The following is a 17,757-nucleotide window of genomic DNA, read 5'->3' as shown; positions in this document are numbered from 1 at the left end:
CTATCAGTGAGCGCGAATTTCTATCCCGACACTTGTCACTCCGTTCTCTGACCTGGCCACGGGCTTGCCCTGGTGCATGCGGGCAATCGCGCCCACGATTGCCAGGCCCAGGCCATGGTTGCTCTGTGCATGGCTGCGAGCAGGATCCGCTCTGAAGAATCGGTCAAACAACTGCGGAAGAATCTCGGGATCGATCGTGTCGCCGTAGTTGGTGACACTGATCAGCGCGCGGTCCTCGTCAACCGCTCTCAGGTTGATCTGGACGATTGAGCCAGTGCTCGCGTAGCGAGTGGCGTTTCCCAGCAAGTTCGACAAGGCCCGGCGCAACAACGGCACGTCGAAGGAGCCGTGCGCATCGCCGACGACTTTCGCAGTGAGACCGGCCTCGGCTAGCGCGGCCTCGTGGTAGTCCAGTACGTCAGCAGCCATCGATGCAAGGCTCGCCACGGATACGCGACGCGCTCCCACTCCCCGATCCGCCTGGGAAAGGAAGAGCATGTCATTGACGATGCCGGTCAGGCGATGCAGTTCCTCCAGATTAGACGCCAGCACCTCGCGAATGTCCGCCTGATCAGGGCGCCGCAGCGCCAGTTCATTGTTGGCAATGAGCGTGGCCAAAGGCGTGCACAGCTCGTGCGCCACGTCCGCATTGAAGCCCTCCATCTGTGAGTAGGCCTTCTCAATGCGGGCCAGGAGCGCGTTGAACTGGTCGATCAGAGGCACGAGTTCAAGTGGCTGCTCTGCGCCGTCGAGCCGCTGGTGCAAATTGTCGGCCGACACTGCGCGCGTCTGACTGGCCAGTCTTCGAACGGGCGCCAGGCCCAGGTTCACCAGCGAGAATCCACCCAGCGAAACCACGATGGCCCCACCAACGGCTGCCACCAGCAAGGTGAGTGCAAGCCGGTGAAGCAACTGGTTGTCGTTTTGGATGTCCAGAGACAGCTGGACGCGCAAATGCTTCGAGGGAGTCTGGCCCGCAGTCTGTGCCACTTCGAACTGCCGTTGACGCCACACCGTCTTCGCATTCTGGTTGCGGGTATGGGCGTAGAGAACGAACCCGTCGGCTTGCGCTACTTCGAGCGACAGATCCCCGTGCCCCACTAGGAAGTCATCGAGCTTGTGAGCAAGGTCTTCCGAATCCCCATGCTCCTTGCCATCCAGCAGCAAGTGCCGAATGACGGTTTCTTTTTGCGCCAGCGTTTCCTCTTGCCGGTCTCGGAAGTTGAATTCGGTCACCAGGTAGACGGCCAGGCAGACCAGCCCGAGCCCGGCAAAGCTCTGCAGTGCCAGCCACCACGACAACCGCTGGCGCAATGAGCGATGTTGGATCAGCGCCTTCATCCGTTGCGCTCTTCCATGACGTAGCCCATGCCGCGGATGGTGTGCAGCAGCGCAGTATCAAAGGGCACATCGATCTTGGTGCGCAGGCGCCGTATTGCGACCTCCACCACGTTGGTATCGCTGTCGAAGTTCATGTCCCAGACCTGCTCGGCGATCTCTGTGCGGGACAGCACTTCTCCCTTCCTTCTCAGAAAAAGGGTCAACAGCAGGAACTCTTTGGCAGTCAACTCCAAGCGCTGACCGCCTCGGGACGCCTTGCGCCGCACCAGGTCGACTTCCAGGTCGGCCAGACGCAGTTGCGTGGGCTCTGCCGCGTCCCGCGCACCTTGGGTGCGCCTGAGCAGAACCTGGATGCGGGCGCTCAACTCGGAAAAGGCGAAGGGCTTGACCAGGTAATCATCGGCGCCAGTTTGCAGTCCCAGCACGCGGTCCTCCACACTGACCCTGGCCGTCAGCATCAGCACTGGGGTCTGCCTGGATTTGCGAAAGGCCGTTAGAAGGCTGAAGCCGTCGATCCCTGGGAGCATCGCGTCCAAGACCAGCAAATCGTGCCCACCTTCCAGCGCCATGTGCAGGCCATCCACCCCGTTGTGCGCCACGTCCACCACGTAGCCGACCTCACCCAGGCCCTTGCGCAGGTACTCGGCCAGCTTGACTTCGTCTTCGATGAGCAGAATTTTCATGGTGCCATTCTCGAAGAATGCAGGCCCTTCGTAGATTACGAATTTGTCATCTGGCTGTTGGTGCCTTGTCGGGGGCCGTTTTCTACAGTTCACCCCATGTCGCAAGGCATAGCCCAGGCAGGTCGCCGAAGGCTCACCACAAGCAAGGGACAACACCATGATCATCCGCAAACCTCTCGCACTTTCCTTGATCGCCCTGGCCATTGCCGCTCCCGGCCTGGCATCGGCGTCGTCGCTGTACCACCCCGCAGGAGGTGAGGTCGGTTTCACCACCCATCCCGACCACGTCCAGGGCTCGTTGTCGCGCGGCGACGTAATTCAGTCGGTCGCGACGGCTCGCCAGGATGGGACCTTGGCGATCCTTTCGCGCGGTGGTGCGGTGCCCGTCAAGGCGACCGGAGCGGCAAAGACCCGTGAGCAGGTGCAACAGGAATACCTGAACATGTCTGCCGCCGACAAGCAGCGCCTGCAGGAACTGCACGGCGCGGGCGGCTGATTTTTCGACACAATTGCGCCAGAGCGGCCATCAATCCTCACGCGGTCACTTCATGGACGCATGCTAGACTTCAAAAAATGCGCCGCTTGATAGCTGTTTTTATGCTTGCACTGCTACCGTTCCAGTTCAGCTGGTCTGCGGTAGCTGCCTATTGCATGCATGAGAGTACGACGGCGCAGGCGCAGCATGTGGGACATCATGAGCACAAACATGATGCTGACAAGGCGGACCACCAAGCCGACAAGGGCGATCAAAGCGCTGGTTTTGATATCGACTGCTCCGTCTGTCATGGTGCCGGCATCGGCGCCCTCAATTTCCCTTATGCCAGCCGGGGTGCCTCTCACGATGGCAGTGTCGGTGCCCAGCCCCATGTACGAATCGCTGGTGTAACGCCCACTCCCCCAGACCGCCCCCGGTGGTCTGTCCTCGCCTAATCGGCGGGGCCTCTCTCCTTCTCTCAGTTGTCCGTGTCCGCCCCAAGGGCGGATGCAGTTGCGCATGCCGCGACTGTGACGAATGACGAGTTGCCAGCAACTGCACGGTTGCCCCCCGCTGATCCTTCGTGTTTTGAAATCACTGGAGAATCGGATGTTCAAGGGTATTTGCTTTCAAGGAAAGCCGGACGCATGGCGCGGCCGCAAGAAAATCAAGCTCGCAACGGCTGCCGCAGTCATACTGCTCGCCACGTCCACCGGTGCCTTGTCCCAAGGCATGGCACAACGACCCGTGGCCGGCTCGAATGCCCCTGCGGACGTTGCAGCACCCGTAGCGCCGCTGTCGCTGGCCAGGGCCATTGAACTGGCGCTGGAGGGAAACCCAGAGGTGGCTGCTGCGACTCGCCAGTTCGAGTCCACCGAGGGGCAAGTTCTGCAAGGACGCACTCGCCCAAATCCCGAGCTTGCCTATTCGCTGGAGGACGCGCGCTCGAAAACGCGCACCCAAAGCTGGCAACTCAACCTTCCCGTGGAGTTGGGCGGCAAGCGCGCGGCCCGCACCAAGGCGGCCGAGAAATCGCGCGAGCAAGCGCAGGCCCAACTCGACGAATTGAAGGCGACCGTGCGAGCCAATGTGGCTGCAGCCTATTTCGATGTGCTGACTGCACAAGAACGCCTGGCGCTTGCCCGGGACAGCGTGGCACTGGCCAAGTCGTCAACGGACGCCGTTGCCAAGCGCGTAGCCGCAGGCAAAGTCTCGCCCGTCGAAGAGTCAAAGGCCCGCGTGGCGGAAGCGGGAATCCGGGTTGAACTCTCTCAGGCAGCCAGCGAAGAACGCAATGCCTTGTCGCGGCTGTTCGCGCTCCTGGGAAAGATCGAGGCGCCTTTCACGGCACTGGAGGGCAAGGCAGAAAACATCCCTGCGGTGCCACAGCTCGCCGATCTGCAGCCACTGATTTCTTCTTCTCCAGCGGTTGTCCTGGCGCGGATCGAGGTGGATCGGCGCAAGGCCCTGACCGACCTGGAGCAGAGCAAGCGAGTGCCGGATGTCACCGTCAGCGTTGGCATGCAGCGCAGCAACGAGACGCAGCGAAACGTGCTTCTGTTCGGTGTCTCCGTGCCTTTGCCGGTGTTCGACCGCAACGAGGGCAATCTGCTGGAGGCACTGAAGCTGGAGGACAAGGCACGCGACGAATTGCAGGTTGCCACTGTGCGCCTGCACAGCGAAGTAGCGCAGGCCCGGGAGCGACTCGCAACGATCGCATCGGAGATCCGGGCCCTGCAGCAGGACGTCCTTCCGGGGGCGAAGTCGGCGTATGACGCAGCCACCATTGGGTTTGAAAACGGCAAGTTCAATTTCCTGGAGGTGCTGGATGCGCAGCGTACCTACTTCACAGCCAAAGCCCAATACCTCAAAGCACTTGGCGAGGCGCACCGCGCAGCGGCTGATGTTGACCGCTTGCTCGGCGGCACTACCGCTTCCCGCCTGATCGCAACGCAGAACTGAGAATGACCATGAACACCAGCAAATCCACCATCAGCAAAAAGCACCTGATCGCCATTGCCGTCGTCCTCGCATTGGGGGTCGGGGCCGGCGCCTTCATCTTGCAGGGCGGCGGAAAGCCCAAGGCGGCAGCTGCCGAAGGCGATGGCCACGGGCACGGCGGCCACACTGAAGCCAAGGGCCACGGCGACGGTGAGCACCACGGCAAGGCAGGAGAAAAGGGCCACGACGATGACAAGGGCCATGCGGACGGCGAGCACCACGAAAAGAGCGAAGCCAAGGGCCCTCACGGCGGCACTGTGTTCAAGGAAGGCGACTTCAGCCTGGAGGCGCTGCTGTCCGAGGACGGTGGAGAGCCGCGGCTGCGCATCTGGTTGTTCGACAAAGACAAGGCGCTGCCGCTGAATGCCGCGACGGTCACCGCAACGGTGACCCGCCTGACAGACGAAAAGCAGAAGCTGACTTTCGTTCAGGAAAAAGACAGCCTGGTCAGTAAGGAAATCGTTCCCGAACCCCATGCATTCGAGATCGAGATCATCGCGCAGACGGCCACCGAGCCCTTCATGTTCGTGATGAGCAAGGAAGAAGGCAAGGTTGAATTGGCAGACGCCCAGATCAAGGCTGCCTCGATTACGGTGGATACGACATCCGCCGCCAACATCAAGACGGCACTCTTGCTGCCTGGTGAAATCAAGCTCAACGAAGACCGCACCTCGCATGTGGTTCCACGGCTCGCCGGTGTGGTGGAAAGCGTCAGTGCCAGCCTTGGCCAAGTCGTCAAGAAGGGACAAGTCCTGGCTGCCATTGCCAGCCCCACTGCCTCGGAGCAACGCAGCGAGCTGCAGACGGCCCACAAGCGCCTCGCGCTGGCCAAGACGACTTACGAGCGAGAAAAGAAGCTGTGGGAGCAGAAGGTATCTGCCGAACAGGACTACCTGCAGGCCAGGCAAGCCCTGAGCGAAGCAGAGGTGGCTGTGGCCAACGCCAATCAAAAGCTGAGTGCGCTGGGCCTGTCCACCTCGTCCGCTTCCGGTCTCAATCGCATCGAGCTGCGTGCGCCCTTTGACGGGATCGTCATCGAGAAGCATCTGAGCCTGGGCGAAGCCGTCAAGGAAGATGCTGCGGTGTTCACCATCTCCGACCTCTCCACCGTGTGGGCGGAAATCAACCTTCCAGCGAAGGATCTGCCGTCGGTGCGGGTGGGCGAGAAAGTCACCATCAAGGCCACAGCGTTTGACGCATCGGCCACGGGGACTGTCGCTTTTGTAGGCGCGCTGATCGGCGAGCAAACCCGTACAGCCAAAGCCCGCGTGGTTCTGGACAACCCCAAAGGCGCCTGGCGCCCCGGCCTGTTCGTGAATGTCGAGGTTATTTCTGAAGAAACAGCGGCACCCGTGACGATTTCGGCTGACGCGGTACAGACCCTTGGAGACAAGCCCGTTGTCTTCCTGAAGGTCAACGGTGGGTTTATTGCTCAGCCAGTGAAGCTGGGCCGCAGCGATGGCAAGCGGATCGAGGTCCTTGGGGGCCTCAAGGCCGGCATGCCTTACGCCTCGACTGGCAGCTTCGTCGTGAAGTCTGAGCTCGGCAAGGGATCTGCCGAACACACGCACTGATCCTGGAGCCTATACATGTTTGAAAAACTCATCCGATTCTCGATCGAGCAGCGATGGCTGGTGCTGCTTGCGGCCTTCGCCATGGCGGCCTTCGGCGTCTTCAGCTACCAGAAGCTGCCTATTGACGCCGTGCCCGACATCACGAACGTCCAGGTCCAGATCAACACGCAGGCGGCCGGGTACTCGCCCCTTGAGACCGAGCAGCGGGTCACATACCCGATTGAGACGGTCATGGCCGGCCTGCCGAACCTGGATCAGACGCGGTCGCTTTCACGGTATGGACTGTCGCAGGTCACCGTCATTTTCAAGGACGGCACCGACATCTATTTCGCTCGCCAACTCGTCAACGAGCGTATCCAGGAGGCCCGGGACAAACTACCGGCTGGCATCACGCCAGCGCTGGGGCCCATCTCGACCGGGCTGGGGGAAATCTACCTTTGGACCGTCGAAACCAAGGACGGCGCGAAGAAGCCCGACGGCTCACCCTACACCCCGACCGACCTGCGCGAGATCCAGGACTGGATCATCAAGCCGCAGCTGCGCAACGTTCCTGGCGTGACGGAAATCAACTCCATCGGCGGCTTCGCCAAGGAATACCAGATCGCGCCCATCCCCGAGCGCCTGGCTTCGCTGGGCGTGACGCTGCAGGACGTAGTGACCGCTCTGGATCGCAACAACGGCAACGTGGGCGCGGGCTACATCGAAAAGCGCGGCGAGCAGTACCTCATCCGCGCGCCTGGCCAGGTGAAATCCCTGGAGGACATCGGCAACGTGATCCTCAGCAGCGCCAACGGCGTGCCCGTGCGCGTCAAGGACGTGGCCGAAGTGGGAATTGGCCGGGAGCTTCGAACCGGAGCTGCCACGGACAACGGACGGGAAGTGGTTCTCGGCACCGTGTTCATGCTGATTGGAGAAAACAGCCGGACCGTCTCCCAGGCGGTAGACAAGAAGATGGTGGAGGTCAACAAGAGCCTTCCAGAGGGTGTGCATGCGGTGACGGTCTATGACCGCACGGTGCTCGTCGACAAGGCCATCGGCACGGTGAAGAAAAACCTGCTCGAAGGCGCGGTTCTCGTGATCGTGATCCTGTTCCTTTTCCTGGGGAACATCCGCGCAGCGATCATCACCGCAATGGTCATTCCCTTGTCGATGCTCTTCACGTTCACGGGCATGGTCCAGTACAAGGTGAGTGCCAACCTGATGAGCCTCGGGGCCCTGGACTTCGGCATCATCATTGACGGTGCTGTCGTGATCGTTGAAAACTGTGTTCGGCGTCTTGCCCACGCGCAAGCGCATCACGGGCGGCCGCTGACCCGGGCAGAGCGCTTCCATGAGGTGTTCCTCGCGTCCCAGGAATCGCGCCGCCCCTTGCTGTTCGGGCAACTGATCATCATGGTGGTGTACCTGCCCATCTTCGCGCTCACGGGTGTTGAAGGAAAGATGTTCCACCCGATGGCATTCACCGTGGTCGCCGCACTGCTCGGCGCGATGATTTTGTCGGTGACGTTCATTCCGGCAGCGGTTGCCCTTTTCATCGGCAACCGGGTCAGCGAGAAGGAGAACTTTCTCCTTGGCTATGCCAAGCGCATGTACGCCCCGCTGCTCGATCGCGTGATGGGCGCCAAAACGCTCGTTCTCACCATCGCTGCAGTCGCTGTGGTCTTGTGCGGATTGATCGCCACCCGCATGGGCAGCGAATTCGTTCCCAACCTCAATGAGGGTGACCTTGCCATCCAGGCGCTGCGCATTCCGGGCACTAGCCTGTCCCAGTCGGTGGCTATGCAGCAGCAGATCGAGCGGACACTGAAAGCGAAGTTTCCGGAGATTGAGCGCATCTTTGCGAGAACCGGTACTGCCGAAATTGCGTCGGACCCCATGCCGCCGAACATTTCGGACGGGTACATCATGCTCAAGCCGGTGGATGAATGGCCTGAGCCTCGCAAGACCCGAGACGAGTTGCTTGCCGCGATTCAGGAAGTCCTTGGCAAAATTCCTGGCAACAACTACGAGTTCTCCCAGCCCATTCAGTTGCGCTTCAACGAGCTGATCTCGGGTGTGCGAAGCGACGTGGCGGTGAAGATTTTCGGTGACGACATGGACGTGTTGAACAAGTCCGCCGAAGAGGTTTCCGCCATGCTGCAGAAGATCCAGGGGTCATCCGAGGTGAAGGTCGAGCAGACAACAGGCCTTCCGATGCTCACGGTCAACATCGACCGCCAGAAGGCCGCACGCTATGGCCTGAACGTCGCCGACATCCAGGACACCGTGGCCACGGCCATCGGCGGACGTGAGGCTGGCACCATGTTCGAGGGCGACCGCCGATTCGACATCCTGGTTCGACTGCCCGAAGCCCTGCGCAACGACCTGGAGGGAATGAAGCGGCTGCCCATTGCGCTCCCACGCTCCGGAACGGGCACGGAGGGCAAGACCAACTTCATTCCGCTGGGTGAGGTTGCTTCGTTCGATCTGGCACCAGGGCCCAACCAGGTCAGCCGCGAGAACGGAAAGCGGCGCATTGTGGTGAGCACCAACGTGCGCGGACGCGATGTGGGATCTTTCGTGGCTGACGCCGAGCAAGGCCTCGCTCAAATCAAGATCCCTACGGGCTACTGGACGAGCTGGGGTGGAACCTTCGAGAACCTGCAATCGGCTACGAAGCGCTTGCAGATCGTCGTGCCCGTGTCCTTGCTGCTGGTCTTCGTCCTTTTGTTCGCGATGTTCGGAAACGTCAAGGATGGATTGCTGGTCTTCACTGGTATTCCATTCGCGCTGACGGGCGGCATCTTGGCGCTTTGGCTTCGCGATATTCCGATGTCTATCTCAGCGGCGGTAGGATTTATTGCGCTGTCGGGGGTGGCCGTTCTCAACGGGCTGGTGATGATTTCCTACATCCGAAGCTTGAGAGAAGGCGGTGTGGGCCTTGACGAGGCGATCCGTGAAGGCGCTCTGACCCGTTTGCGGCCCGTTCTGATGACCGCCTTGGTGGCCTCACTGGGCTTCATTCCCATGGCCATCGCTACAGGCACCGGCGCTGAAGTCCAGCGTCCCCTGGCAACCGTGGTGATTGGCGGAATTCTTTCATCCACGCTGCTCACGCTTCTCGTGCTGCCGATTCTTTATCGGCTGGCCCACAGGCCCGATGAAGAAGCTGAGGACGTGTCCGCTGAGCCCTCTCACCCTGAAGCACCGAAGCCCGTGTAGCCGTAGACGGTCCCGCTGATCGCGGGACCTTCCCTTTTCTCCAACCCCAAAGGAACTGTCATGAAGCTCTCCCATCTCATCCTCGCCCTCACAGTGTCGATCTCGGGCGCGTCCATCGCTGCCGACAACCACGGCCACGACGTAAAGCCGATGCACGGTGGTGCCGTTGCGGAAGCCAAGGACGTCGAGTACGAATTCGTTGCCAGCGCCGACAAGCTGCAGCTCTATATGCGCGACCACGGGAAGCCAGTTGCAGTGGCGGGAATGACCGCCAAGGTCACTCTGCTGGCAGGCAGCGACAAGCAGGATGTCCAGCTCCAAGCCGGTGATGGCAAGCTGGAAGCCACGGGCAGCTTCAAAGTCCCCGCCGGTACCAAAGCAGTCGTCGCTGTCTCGAAGGCCGGCAAGTCGGTCGCTTCCGTCCGCTTCACGCTGAAGTAACACGAACGCTGTCTGGACCATTGCCCCCCAGCACTCAGAGCGGGCGATAGAGCTGTCTGCGGTCAACGATTCTCGTCCAGGCGACGTCACCGTAGTGGCGGGCTTGGACCGCCCCTCGGCGCTTGTATGTTCCCATCCCGAGGGGCAAAAGGAGCGATCCATGTCAATGCAAGCGGCTCAAGGCGGGCTCTTTGCCAAGCTGTTCTGGATCTGGATCGGCTTGTTGATCTCGGTGTTTGTGTTTTGGCGACTGCGGCACATGTGGCTCAAACGCCATCCCCCGATGGAAATTCGAACCAAGTACAGCCGACGCCTGGCCAAGCGACTGAGGGAGCGGCAGGCAGTCCGATTGAAATGCCGAACTACTGGAAAACCGCAGAACCGGCGCCGACATTGAGCACGAAGGGCCCGAACGCGACCGCGGACAAGCCCAGTCAACGGAGCAACCGGATTCAATCTCAGGAGACAGACCATGGGTAAAGGTTCCGATCACGCTTTGCCGGCGGCGGGAAACGAAAAGGCATTGCGCTACGCGCTGATGCTCACCGGCGGCTTCATGCTGGCCGAAGTCATTGGCGGCGTCATGCTCAATAGCCTGGCTCTGCTATCCGATGCCGCACACATGTTCACCGACGTGGCGGCTCTGGCCATTGCGCTGGCAGCCATTCGCGTCGGCCGCCGGGCTGTAGACGACCGTCGCACCTTCGGCTATCACCGATTCGAGATCCTGGCTGCCGCGTTCAACGCTTTGCTCCTGTTTGGCGTCGCGGCCTACATCCTCTACGAGGCGTGGCAACGCTGGAGCAACCCGCCTGCTGTTCAAACCACGGGAGTCCTGGTGATCGCTGTCCTCGGCACGATCGTCAACCTCGTGAGCATGCGCCTCCTAACCTCTGGCAAGGATTCCAGCCTCAACGTCAAAGGCGCGTATCTTGAAGTGTGGAGCGACCTGCTCGGCTCGATTGGCGTCATCGTGGGAGCGTTGGTCATTCTGTTCACGGGATGGAACTGGGTGGACACCGTCATTGCGGTAGCTATCGGCCTGTGGGTGCTGCCACGCACCTGGATCCTTCTGAAGGAGACGCTCAACATCCTGTTGGAAGGAGTCCCCGACGGCATCGACCTGCCTCAGCTAAAGCAGGCACTGGCGGATATGCCAGGGGTGTCTTCCGTACATGAACTGCATGTTTGGGCAGTGAGCAGCGCCAAGACAAGCCTGAGCGCACACATTGTGTACAACCCCGACGCGGCACACCCAGAGGCCATGCTGGCGGCCATCAATCAGATGCTGGAAAAGCAGTTCGAAATCACCCACACCACCATCCAATTGGAAACTGAAGCCTGCGGTACGGCTGTGGCCGACGCGTCGAATGCCGGTGCGGATCACTGGAGGGCTTCTGTGTGATCCCCGCGCGGATGTCCACCGCCAGTTCCTGCTTGCCAGAGGTCAGCGCACGCCTGTTGCGCTTGCTGGCGCCGTGCGTAGTGACCGTGCTGGTCGCTGGCTGCGCGACGCCGGTGTACGAGGGCTCCCTGCCATGGGCAGATGGTTGGCGAGTTGGTAAGGTCAGCAGGATTGAAGCCACGGCGCAGGACTTGGCTTTCAATAAGCGCCGATGTATGCCCACACAGCTTGGGCGCGCGCCAGAGCGCTTTGCCATCGTCCAGTGGAGAGAGGTGGGTCGGTCACGCTGGACCGTTGCGCGTCTCCCTGCAGACGTGAGCGTGGTTGCTGGAGAATCGGTCTACGTCAAGGTCTGGGATTGCTCAGCGGACCTGGTAAAGCGTGAGAAAAGCTAGAACAGCGATGCGGCTCAATTGGGCAGTCGAGACAGTACCGATGCGGGTCCAGCGCAAGCACTCCATACCTTACCGGCGGCACCAGGCCCTCAACCCTTGAACGACCCTGGCGCCCACCCCAACAGGGCGTGGAATGAGCGCCAAGCCAACTCGCGGGATTCTGAATCGGATGTTCAGAGATCTTGGCCATTGCGGTGGCCCGAATGCGCGGCCGTCGAGCCAGCGTGGTGCGGGTGGTATTGGCCAGGGAAGATTTCGTTGAGTTTGCGACCATCCTCGCCTGCGGCCATCAGGTCGCCGGTATGGATGGCCTGTGCGAGCTCCTCTTTGACCTGCTCACGGGTCTTGCCGGCCTGCGCCACCTTGGCTGGATACAACTCGGGCTGCAGTTCGTTGAGCTTCGATCCGGACTCGCCGGCGGCAAGCATGTCGCCGGCACGAACGGCCTGTTCCAGTTCAGCCCGCACCTGTTCCCGGGTCTTACCCAGTGCTGGGGTCGTCAACTGATAGCGGCCGGAGTTGAGCTCGCTGACTTTGGCGCCGATTTCCCCGCCTGCCATGATGTCGCCGCTGCGCAGTGCTTGCGAGAGTTCGGCTTTGACTTCATCGCGGGTCTTGGATTTGGCGCCATGGTTTGCATCGAAGGCGAATGCAGGGGCTGCGCTCAGCGCGAGGATGATGATGGTGGTCTTGAGTTTCATGATGGTCCTTGAGGTCAATGGTTAGAGGGAAGCCCGGTTGGGAATTCAGGAGATGCAATCTTTCCTGCACCACGGAGACAAGTCTAAAAAGCTGGCCCCCTCGCGGCGCTGACCGCTGCATTACAGTTTTGTCAGCACGGTGTCTAAGTGCAGTCAAAAGTAGAGGCCGCGCACCGACGAGCCTCAGTTCGGCTTTGGATGGACATGCTGCTGCCAGCCCAGGCGAGGGGAAAAGGCATCCGCGTCCGCAGGTGCCTACTTCTGGTTGGGGGCCGCCATCACGGTGCCGGCTTTGATCGGCGCTCTGGTGGCGCTGGCGATGCGGCAGTCGTTTCGATAGCTGCAGTCTTGTGCCCCCAGGCTGGTATCAGCCGTACGTAGACAAGTTCGCCCAACAACTCCACCAGTGTCTGCGTGACGATGACCGCCGGCAGGATCGGTATCGCACCAGGCACCGCCAATGCGAGTGGCAGCACCACCAGTGAGTTGCGGGTGCTGGCGCTGAAGGCCACCGCGCGGCCGGGTTCAGGGGCCAGTTTGAAGGCCCGCGCTATCAACCAGCCAATCAGCGGCGACAGGATCGCAAACGCGACGTAGACAGGCACAACGGCAAGCGCAGACCCGGTCGCTGGTCCCAGCTGCGGAAAGACAGCCGCGATCACGATGAACAACACCAGCGCGGTCGATGGGACGGGCAGCAAACCAAGAAGCGCCGAGGCGCGCGCCCCACGTTCGGTCTTTGCTGCCCACACCTGGGTCAGGGCGGCCAGCACGAGCGGCACAGCAATCAGCCACAGGAACGCGTGGATGAAAGGACCCGCATTGACGAGGCGCGCAGCGTCTTCACCCAGGAACAAGCCCAGGTACCCGGGCAGCAGAATCATCTGCGCGATGAGCAAGGTGGGTGTCGCAGCCAGCAGCAGGCGAGAGTCGGCTCTGCCCAGATGGGCAAACGTCACCACGTAGTCAATGCACGGCGTGAGCAGCACCAGCAGCACGCCCAGCCGAAGCATAGGATCGGCCGGCAGGAACTGGATCAGCCCTGCGACCAGCAGCGGGATGACGACGAAATTGGCGACCAGCAGTGCGCCAAGAAACCGCACCTGGCCAAACGCATGCCGCAGCTCTGCGACCGGGACCTGCAGGAAGGTGACGTACAGCATCAGCGCGAGGGCCGGGTTGATGGCACCTTCGAGCACTGCCGTGCCGGGAATCACCAAGGCGACGACCGTGGCAACGACCACGGCCACGAAGTACATCGAAATCTGGTGCCTCTCAAGGGCATCTCTGGTGTTCTGCATACGCAATGGCTCTCGGGTCAAGCTTGGCAAAGGTGTCTGCTGCAGGACAGGCGTTCGCGCAGCGGCCGTAGTATCGCAATGCCAGGCAAAGCCTTTGTGCAATGCCCGTACGCGCAACCCCGATCCTGCATGGATGGCGTCAGCCAGCCGGTTTGAAAAGGTTCTTCAAGGTGTCACCCAACCCATAGTGAATGCTGCAGCCGTAGGCCTGGGACTTGGGCTTGCTGACGGGCTTGCCGGCCAGTGACTCGTCCAGGGCCTGGCTCACGTAGTTGGTCGCCGTCTTGATGTCTTCGGGGTTGGTGCTGGGCTTGCTGTCGATGGCTCCGGCGTAGACCAGCTTGCCCTGCGGGTCGATCACGTACATGTGCGGCGTTGCGCGAGCGCCGTAGGCCTTGCCGATGGTGCCTGCACCATCGAGCACCACGGCTGTGGGTGATGCACCCCTGTCTTTAAGCCAGGAGGGGAAAGAGGCGGCCGCCTTCTTGTCGCCTGGTTCGCGCGCGTCGGAGTTGATGGAGATCCAGACCACCCCCTTGGATACGGCCGCTTTCTGGGTGGCGGCCATGTTGCCGCTGTTGTAGTGCTTCTGCACGAACGGGCAACCCGGGTTGAACCACTCGAGGACGACATGCTTGCCCGCGTAGTCGGACAGCTGCACGGTCTTGCCGTTCACGTCGGTCGCCTGGAAGGTAGGAGCGGCTTGCCCGACGACCGCCTGTGCATGGGTGACGGGAGTGGCGAAGACCGCCGTGAGAACAGCGGCGGTGGCAATCAGGTTTTTCATAAGGAATCCTTGGAGGTTGATGAAACGGCGGGCCAGTGGGCGATGGCCTCGCGCACCTTGGCTATGGTCAGGATCTCGGGGAGCAAGTCGGCCTGCGCTGCCCCGGGGCCATACAGCGCGTACACAGGAACCCCGCTGCGCCCCAGCCGAGCCAGTTCCTGGGTGATCACCGGGTCCCGGTTGGTCCAGTCGGCGCGCAAGAGGCGCACGCCCTTGGCTGCGAGTTCGGCCTGTAGCGCTGCATCGTTGAGCGTGGTGCGCTTGTTGACCTGGCAGGTCACGCACCAGGCGGCCGTGAAGTCCACGAAGACAGGCTGCCCCGCCGCCCGCGCGTTGGCCACGGCTTGCGGACTCCAGGTCTGCCAAGCGGATGCCGAGGGTGGTGCTTTCAAGGTACTGGTGGTAGCGGCGACGACATCTTGCTTTGTGCCCATAAGCGGCCATGCCCATACCAGCGCCGTTGCAACCACCAACCCACCCGCCAGTCTGTAGCGCCGCCCACTCTTGGGGCCGACCCCGGAGAGGCCATAGGTCCACGCACCAAACGAGATGGCAACCAGCAGCGCCAGCACAGCAGCTGCACCGTCCACACCGATTTGCTGCGCTAGTACCCAGACGAGCCAGACGACGGTGGCGAACATCGGGAAGGCCATGAGCACCTTGAACCGGCCCATCCATGCGCCTGGCCTGGGTAGCAAATCGGAGAACCCAGGCCAGGCGCTGGCCAGCAGGTACGGCGCCGCCATGCCCAGGCCCAGTGATGTGAAGATTGCGAGCGCCTGCGGCAAAGGCATGGTGAGAGCTGCCCCCAGCGCCGCGCCCATGAAGGGCGCCGTGCATGGTGAAGCCACACCGACAGCCAACACCCCGGTCAGGCCATGGTCCAGCAAGGGACTGCGCGCACGCATGGTGGCGATACCGCTGGGCATGAAGGAGCCAAACTCGAACACTCCCAGCAGGTTCAAAGCGATCAGCGTGAACAGGATGGCGAGTACCGTTACCACCAGTGGCGACTGCAGCTGGAAACCCCAGCCCAGGGCCTCTCCACCCGCGCGGAGTACAAGCAGCAGGCCGGCCAACCCTACGAAGGAAGCGACAACACCCGCGGTATAGGCCAGGCCGCCGGCAACCAGAGCCTTGCGGTCGCCGGCATGCCGGGCAAACGAAAGCACCTTGAGCGACAGGATTGGAAACACGCAGGGCATCAGGTTCAGAAGCAGGCCCCCGCCGAAAGCCAACGCCAGTGCGACCAACAACCCGGTTCCCCCTGCGAGCCCTGGCTCCGGCGATGCGGCGACGCTCGCGGCGACTGCCTGCTCACCCGGTGCCGGCCAACCCGACACAGCGAAGTTGAGGGCAATACCCGCATGGTCTCCGGGGCGAGCCAGAACCGCTTTCATGACTGCAGGGCTTTCGCTGCGCTGCGCTGACAGAGGCATGCGAAGCACCAGATCATGTCCTCGCCGGGACGCTGAGATGGTTCCCGCAGGCTCCACGACAGCAGGATCCTCTGGGAAGAACTCAAAGGCATCACCGGTCCATGCGGATGGCAATCCACGCAGGGTGACGGCCAGCATTTCGCCATCAATGGCTCCCTGCGCGTCCACGCCAGCCAGCGCTTTCGGCTGGGCCGCGAATGCTCTTTCGAACAGCGCGGCATCGGATGTGGATGCCGCATTCGCAGGCACGATCAGCTCGAACTCGCACGTTTGTGGGATGCACTCCTGTTTGCACACCAGCCAGTCCGCCTGGAGCTTCACCCGTAGCGCCTGCCCAGAGAATCCCTCGGACATGGTGAGCGGCACGGGCAGCAGTACCGTGCCTTCGTAGCCATAGTTGGCCAGCGACCCGACGACCATGCGTTTGGGCGTAGGCCACTGGATCTCGCCCGCCGTAGCACCTGCAGGCAATTGCCAGGTGAGCTGGGTGGGCAGGCCGGAGTCGCCCGAGTTCTTCCAGTAGGTGTGCCAGTCCGGCTCGTGCCTGATCACGAGACCGAGCCAGGCCGTCTTCCCCGCACCGAGCCCTTGGGGCGCATGCACCACCAACTGCGCGCGCACCTGGGGCGTGGATACGGTGGCTCCCGGCGCAGCGGTCACGGGCACACCGACAAGCAGGAGAAGCCAGAGCAGTAGGTGTCGAAATGTGGACATGACTGCGAAGATCCTACGCAGCACAACCGCACCCGCTGCCGGCGCAGCCTCGCGAGGGTTTGGAGATGGCAGTGCCGCGGAAGTGGTCGTAGAGCGATGCTGTGAAGCCGTCTGTGTCGGGGGCCAAGATGGCCAGCTTGATCGCAGCGTCTTCCTCCTTCAGATCGAAAACCAGAAACGGGCAGCACTGGCGCTCGAGCTCCAGGATGCTCCGTAGTTCGGGACCCGCTTCCTTGGCGTAAGTCAGGTGCAAAGTGCGGCCCTCCTGGCGGTCGGACCTCAGATAGCGCTGTGCCAGGAACGCAATGCGAATGAGCCTGCTGGAGAGGCCATCGGCATCGAGGCTGCAGACCGCACCGGCCTGGGCTGTCGTGGTAGAACTCACAGCGCCCTCCCGTTCGAAGCGGACTTGGAAGGCCCGCTGCATCCACAGGAGGATGCGAGCTGCGACTCACCACCGTTGGGCGTAATGGGAGCCGCACAAGCGCTTGCCGTGCGCCGGCGCCGGGCCAGCCAAAGTCCCAGGGCCACCGCCAATGCAACAGCGACTCCAAGCACGATGGCCAGATACTCTTGGCTGGCCGCAAGCCGGTTCCAGTCCAGCCCAACCAGTCCGGCCACCGACAAACCAGAGATGATGGGGACGAGAAGCGGCACGGCGCAGCATGCTGCGCAAGCGCCGGCCAGGCCGATGGTGGTGAGAAGGGGTTTTTTCATCGGGATTCCTTGCAAAGAGCAGTTCGGATAGACTGACTCTAGAACCTCAAGTAGCTTGAGATGCAAGGACCTTCGATGAATAACCCTGCCGCCCAACTGACCATCGGAGCGCTGGCCGAGCGCACCGGGCTGAACGTTTCAGCGATCCGCTATTACGAGGAGGTCGGCCTGATTCCTGAGGCAGTGCGCCGGCCGAGCGGGCACCGGGTATACGGCGCGGATGCGCAGGAGCTGCTAACGCTGATCCGTCACTGCCGTGACTTCGGGTTCTCCGTGGACGACACGAAGACGCTGGTGTCCCTGGCCTCCAGCGCTGACAGGGACTGCGTGGAAGCACGCGAAGTGGCCCAGGTCCACCTCGACTCCGTGCGGGCTAAGCTGGTCGACCTGCAGGCACTGGAGCGCAGCCTGAGCAAGTTCGTGACGGCGTGCACTGAGGAATGCGTTGGAGGCCCAGCGCCCAAGTGCAACATTCTTCAGGACTTGCGTCTCAGCGACGCCGACCTGGTGGAGAAGTCCGCAGCGCCCATACCAAACCGCTGTTGCGGGTGAGTAACGGACGGGCTACCTTGAGTCCTGATC

16 protein-coding genes are annotated in these 17,757 nt (G+C 61.9%); 8 read left to right on the top strand and 8 right to left on the bottom strand.

The features are described from left to right. Positions 1 to 3: 3 nt before the first annotated feature. Together ACSQ3Y_RS33720 and ACSQ3Y_RS33715 are read right to left on the bottom strand one after the other, a co-directional pair. A complete protein-coding gene (locus ACSQ3Y_RS33720; protein WP_179684640.1) occupies positions 4 to 1,341 on the bottom strand; it encodes a heavy metal sensor histidine kinase in 1,338 nt (445 codons plus the stop codon). Next, complete coding sequence (locus ACSQ3Y_RS33715) at positions 1,338 to 2,024, bottom strand: heavy metal response regulator transcription factor (protein WP_179684641.1); 687 nt, start codon at positions 2,022 to 2,024, stop codon at positions 1,338 to 1,340. Before ACSQ3Y_RS33715 ends, ACSQ3Y_RS33720 begins: the two co-directional genes overlap by 4 nt. Before the next feature lie 157 nt (positions 2,025 to 2,181). Here ACSQ3Y_RS33715 and ACSQ3Y_RS33710 point away from each other — a divergent pair, with 157 nt between their 5' ends. From ACSQ3Y_RS33710 to ACSQ3Y_RS33680, 7 genes are all read left to right on the top strand, one after another. Further along, a complete protein-coding gene (locus tag ACSQ3Y_RS33710; protein WP_179684642.1) occupies positions 2,182 to 2,520 on the top strand; it encodes a DUF4148 domain-containing protein in 339 nt (112 codons plus the stop codon). A 77-nt stretch (positions 2,521 to 2,597) separates the two neighbouring features. Continuing rightward, positions 2,598 to 2,954 carry a cation efflux protein, CzcI family gene (gene czcI / locus ACSQ3Y_RS33705; protein ID WP_436180385.1) on the top strand — a complete coding sequence of 119 codons (357 nt, stop codon included), beginning with the start codon at positions 2,598 to 2,600 and terminating at the stop codon, positions 2,952 to 2,954. A 154-nt stretch (positions 2,955 to 3,108) separates the two neighbouring features. Continuing rightward, entirely contained in the window at positions 3,109 to 4,461 is a 1,353-nt protein-coding gene (locus ACSQ3Y_RS33700; protein WP_179684644.1) for a TolC family protein, read from the top strand. 2 nt (positions 4,462 to 4,463) lie between these two features. After that, positions 4,464 to 6,074 (top strand): efflux RND transporter periplasmic adaptor subunit, encoded by a 1,611-nt coding sequence (locus ACSQ3Y_RS33695; RefSeq protein ID WP_179684645.1) that lies wholly within the window; start codon positions 4,464 to 4,466, stop codon positions 6,072 to 6,074. A gap of 15 nt (positions 6,075 to 6,089) precedes the next feature. Beyond that, entirely contained in the window at positions 6,090 to 9,275 is a 3,186-nt protein-coding gene (locus ACSQ3Y_RS33690) for a CusA/CzcA family heavy metal efflux RND transporter (protein WP_179684646.1), read from the top strand. Positions 9,276 to 9,335: 60 nt separating this feature from the next. Further along, complete coding sequence (locus ACSQ3Y_RS33685; RefSeq protein ID WP_179684647.1) at positions 9,336 to 9,716, top strand: hypothetical protein; 381 nt, start codon at positions 9,336 to 9,338, stop codon at positions 9,714 to 9,716. A gap of 472 nt (positions 9,717 to 10,188) precedes the next feature. Continuing rightward, positions 10,189 to 11,121 (top strand): cation diffusion facilitator family transporter, encoded by a 933-nt coding sequence (locus tag ACSQ3Y_RS33680; RefSeq protein ID WP_436180384.1) that lies wholly within the window; start codon positions 10,189 to 10,191, stop codon positions 11,119 to 11,121. Positions 11,122 to 11,689: 568 nt separating this feature from the next. On the opposite strand, the gene ACSQ3Y_RS33675 is transcribed toward ACSQ3Y_RS33680, so the two are convergent. The 6 genes from ACSQ3Y_RS33675 to ACSQ3Y_RS33650 all read right to left on the bottom strand — a co-directional run bounded on the left by ACSQ3Y_RS33675 (position 11,690) and on the right by ACSQ3Y_RS33650 (position 17,175). After that, positions 11,690 to 12,217 carry a DUF4148 domain-containing protein gene (locus ACSQ3Y_RS33675; RefSeq protein ID WP_409956365.1) on the bottom strand — a complete coding sequence of 176 codons (528 nt, stop codon included), beginning with the start codon at positions 12,215 to 12,217 and terminating at the stop codon, positions 11,690 to 11,692. A gap of 278 nt (positions 12,218 to 12,495) precedes the next feature. Further along, the gene (locus ACSQ3Y_RS33670) at positions 12,496 to 13,518 is read right to left on the bottom strand and encodes an arsenic resistance protein (RefSeq protein ID WP_409956366.1); all 1,023 of its coding nucleotides are present in this window, start codon (positions 13,516 to 13,518) and stop codon (positions 12,496 to 12,498) included. 139 nt (positions 13,519 to 13,657) lie between these two features. Next, the gene (locus ACSQ3Y_RS33665; protein WP_409956367.1) at positions 13,658 to 14,305 is read right to left on the bottom strand and encodes a thioredoxin family protein; all 648 of its coding nucleotides are present in this window, start codon (positions 14,303 to 14,305) and stop codon (positions 13,658 to 13,660) included. After that, on the bottom strand, positions 14,302 to 16,458 hold the full coding sequence (locus ACSQ3Y_RS33660) for a protein-disulfide reductase DsbD family protein (RefSeq protein WP_436180383.1): 2,157 nt from the start codon (positions 16,456 to 16,458) through the stop codon (positions 14,302 to 14,304). Before ACSQ3Y_RS33660 ends, ACSQ3Y_RS33665 begins: the two co-directional genes overlap by 4 nt. 13 nt (positions 16,459 to 16,471) lie before the next feature. Further along, positions 16,472 to 16,843, bottom strand: coding sequence for a hypothetical protein (locus ACSQ3Y_RS33655; protein ID WP_409956369.1), 372 nt, complete (start codon positions 16,841 to 16,843; stop codon positions 16,472 to 16,474). Next, positions 16,840 to 17,175 carry a hypothetical protein gene (locus tag ACSQ3Y_RS33650; RefSeq protein WP_409956370.1) on the bottom strand — a complete coding sequence of 112 codons (336 nt, stop codon included), beginning with the start codon at positions 17,173 to 17,175 and terminating at the stop codon, positions 16,840 to 16,842. Before ACSQ3Y_RS33650 ends, ACSQ3Y_RS33655 begins: the two co-directional genes overlap by 4 nt. 75 nt (positions 17,176 to 17,250) lie before the next feature. On the opposite strand from ACSQ3Y_RS33650, the gene ACSQ3Y_RS33645 reads away from it, so the two are divergent. Then, a complete protein-coding gene (locus ACSQ3Y_RS33645; RefSeq protein ID WP_409956371.1) occupies positions 17,251 to 17,727 on the top strand; it encodes a MerR family transcriptional regulator in 477 nt (158 codons plus the stop codon). Positions 17,728 to 17,757 lie beyond the last annotated feature (30 nt).

It is taken from the genome of Acidovorax sp. LjRoot66 (genome assembly GCF_964253305.1).
GTDB lineage: Bacteria > Pseudomonadota > Gammaproteobacteria > Burkholderiales > Burkholderiaceae_C > Acidovorax.
Note: the sequence above shows the minus strand (reverse complement) of the source record. Positions and strands in the feature narration are given on the sequence as shown.

Excerpts from the sequence above, each read along its gene's own strand:
- ACSQ3Y_RS33720 (WP_179684640.1), bottom strand. The coding sequence starts at position 1,341 with ATGAAGGCGCTGATCCAACATCGCTCATTGCGCCAGCGGTTGTCGTGG.
- ACSQ3Y_RS33715 (WP_179684641.1), bottom strand. The coding sequence starts at position 2,024 with ATGAAAATTCTGCTCATCGAAGACGAAGTCAAGCTGGCCGAGTACCTG.
- ACSQ3Y_RS33710 (WP_179684642.1), top strand. The coding sequence starts at position 2,182 with ATGATCATCCGCAAACCTCTCGCACTTTCCTTGATCGCCCTGGCCATT.
- czcI (WP_436180385.1), top strand. The coding sequence starts at position 2,598 with ATGCGCCGCTTGATAGCTGTTTTTATGCTTGCACTGCTACCGTTCCAG.
- ACSQ3Y_RS33700 (WP_179684644.1), top strand. The coding sequence starts at position 3,109 with ATGTTCAAGGGTATTTGCTTTCAAGGAAAGCCGGACGCATGGCGCGGC.
- ACSQ3Y_RS33695 (WP_179684645.1), top strand. The coding sequence starts at position 4,464 with ATGACCATGAACACCAGCAAATCCACCATCAGCAAAAAGCACCTGATC.
- ACSQ3Y_RS33690 (WP_179684646.1), top strand. The coding sequence starts at position 6,090 with ATGTTTGAAAAACTCATCCGATTCTCGATCGAGCAGCGATGGCTGGTG.
- ACSQ3Y_RS33685 (WP_179684647.1), top strand. The coding sequence starts at position 9,336 with ATGAAGCTCTCCCATCTCATCCTCGCCCTCACAGTGTCGATCTCGGGC.
- ACSQ3Y_RS33680 (WP_436180384.1), top strand. The coding sequence starts at position 10,189 with ATGGGTAAAGGTTCCGATCACGCTTTGCCGGCGGCGGGAAACGAAAAG.
- ACSQ3Y_RS33675 (WP_409956365.1), bottom strand. The coding sequence starts at position 12,217 with ATGAAACTCAAGACCACCATCATCATCCTCGCGCTGAGCGCAGCCCCT.
- ACSQ3Y_RS33670 (WP_409956366.1), bottom strand. The coding sequence starts at position 13,518 with ATGCAGAACACCAGAGATGCCCTTGAGAGGCACCAGATTTCGATGTAC.
- ACSQ3Y_RS33665 (WP_409956367.1), bottom strand. The coding sequence starts at position 14,305 with ATGAAAAACCTGATTGCCACCGCCGCTGTTCTCACGGCGGTCTTCGCC.
- ACSQ3Y_RS33660 (WP_436180383.1), bottom strand. The coding sequence starts at position 16,458 with ATGTCCACATTTCGACACCTACTGCTCTGGCTTCTCCTGCTTGTCGGT.
- ACSQ3Y_RS33650 (WP_409956370.1), bottom strand. The coding sequence starts at position 17,175 with ATGAAAAAACCCCTTCTCACCACCATCGGCCTGGCCGGCGCTTGCGCA.
- ACSQ3Y_RS33645 (WP_409956371.1), top strand. The coding sequence starts at position 17,251 with ATGAATAACCCTGCCGCCCAACTGACCATCGGAGCGCTGGCCGAGCGC.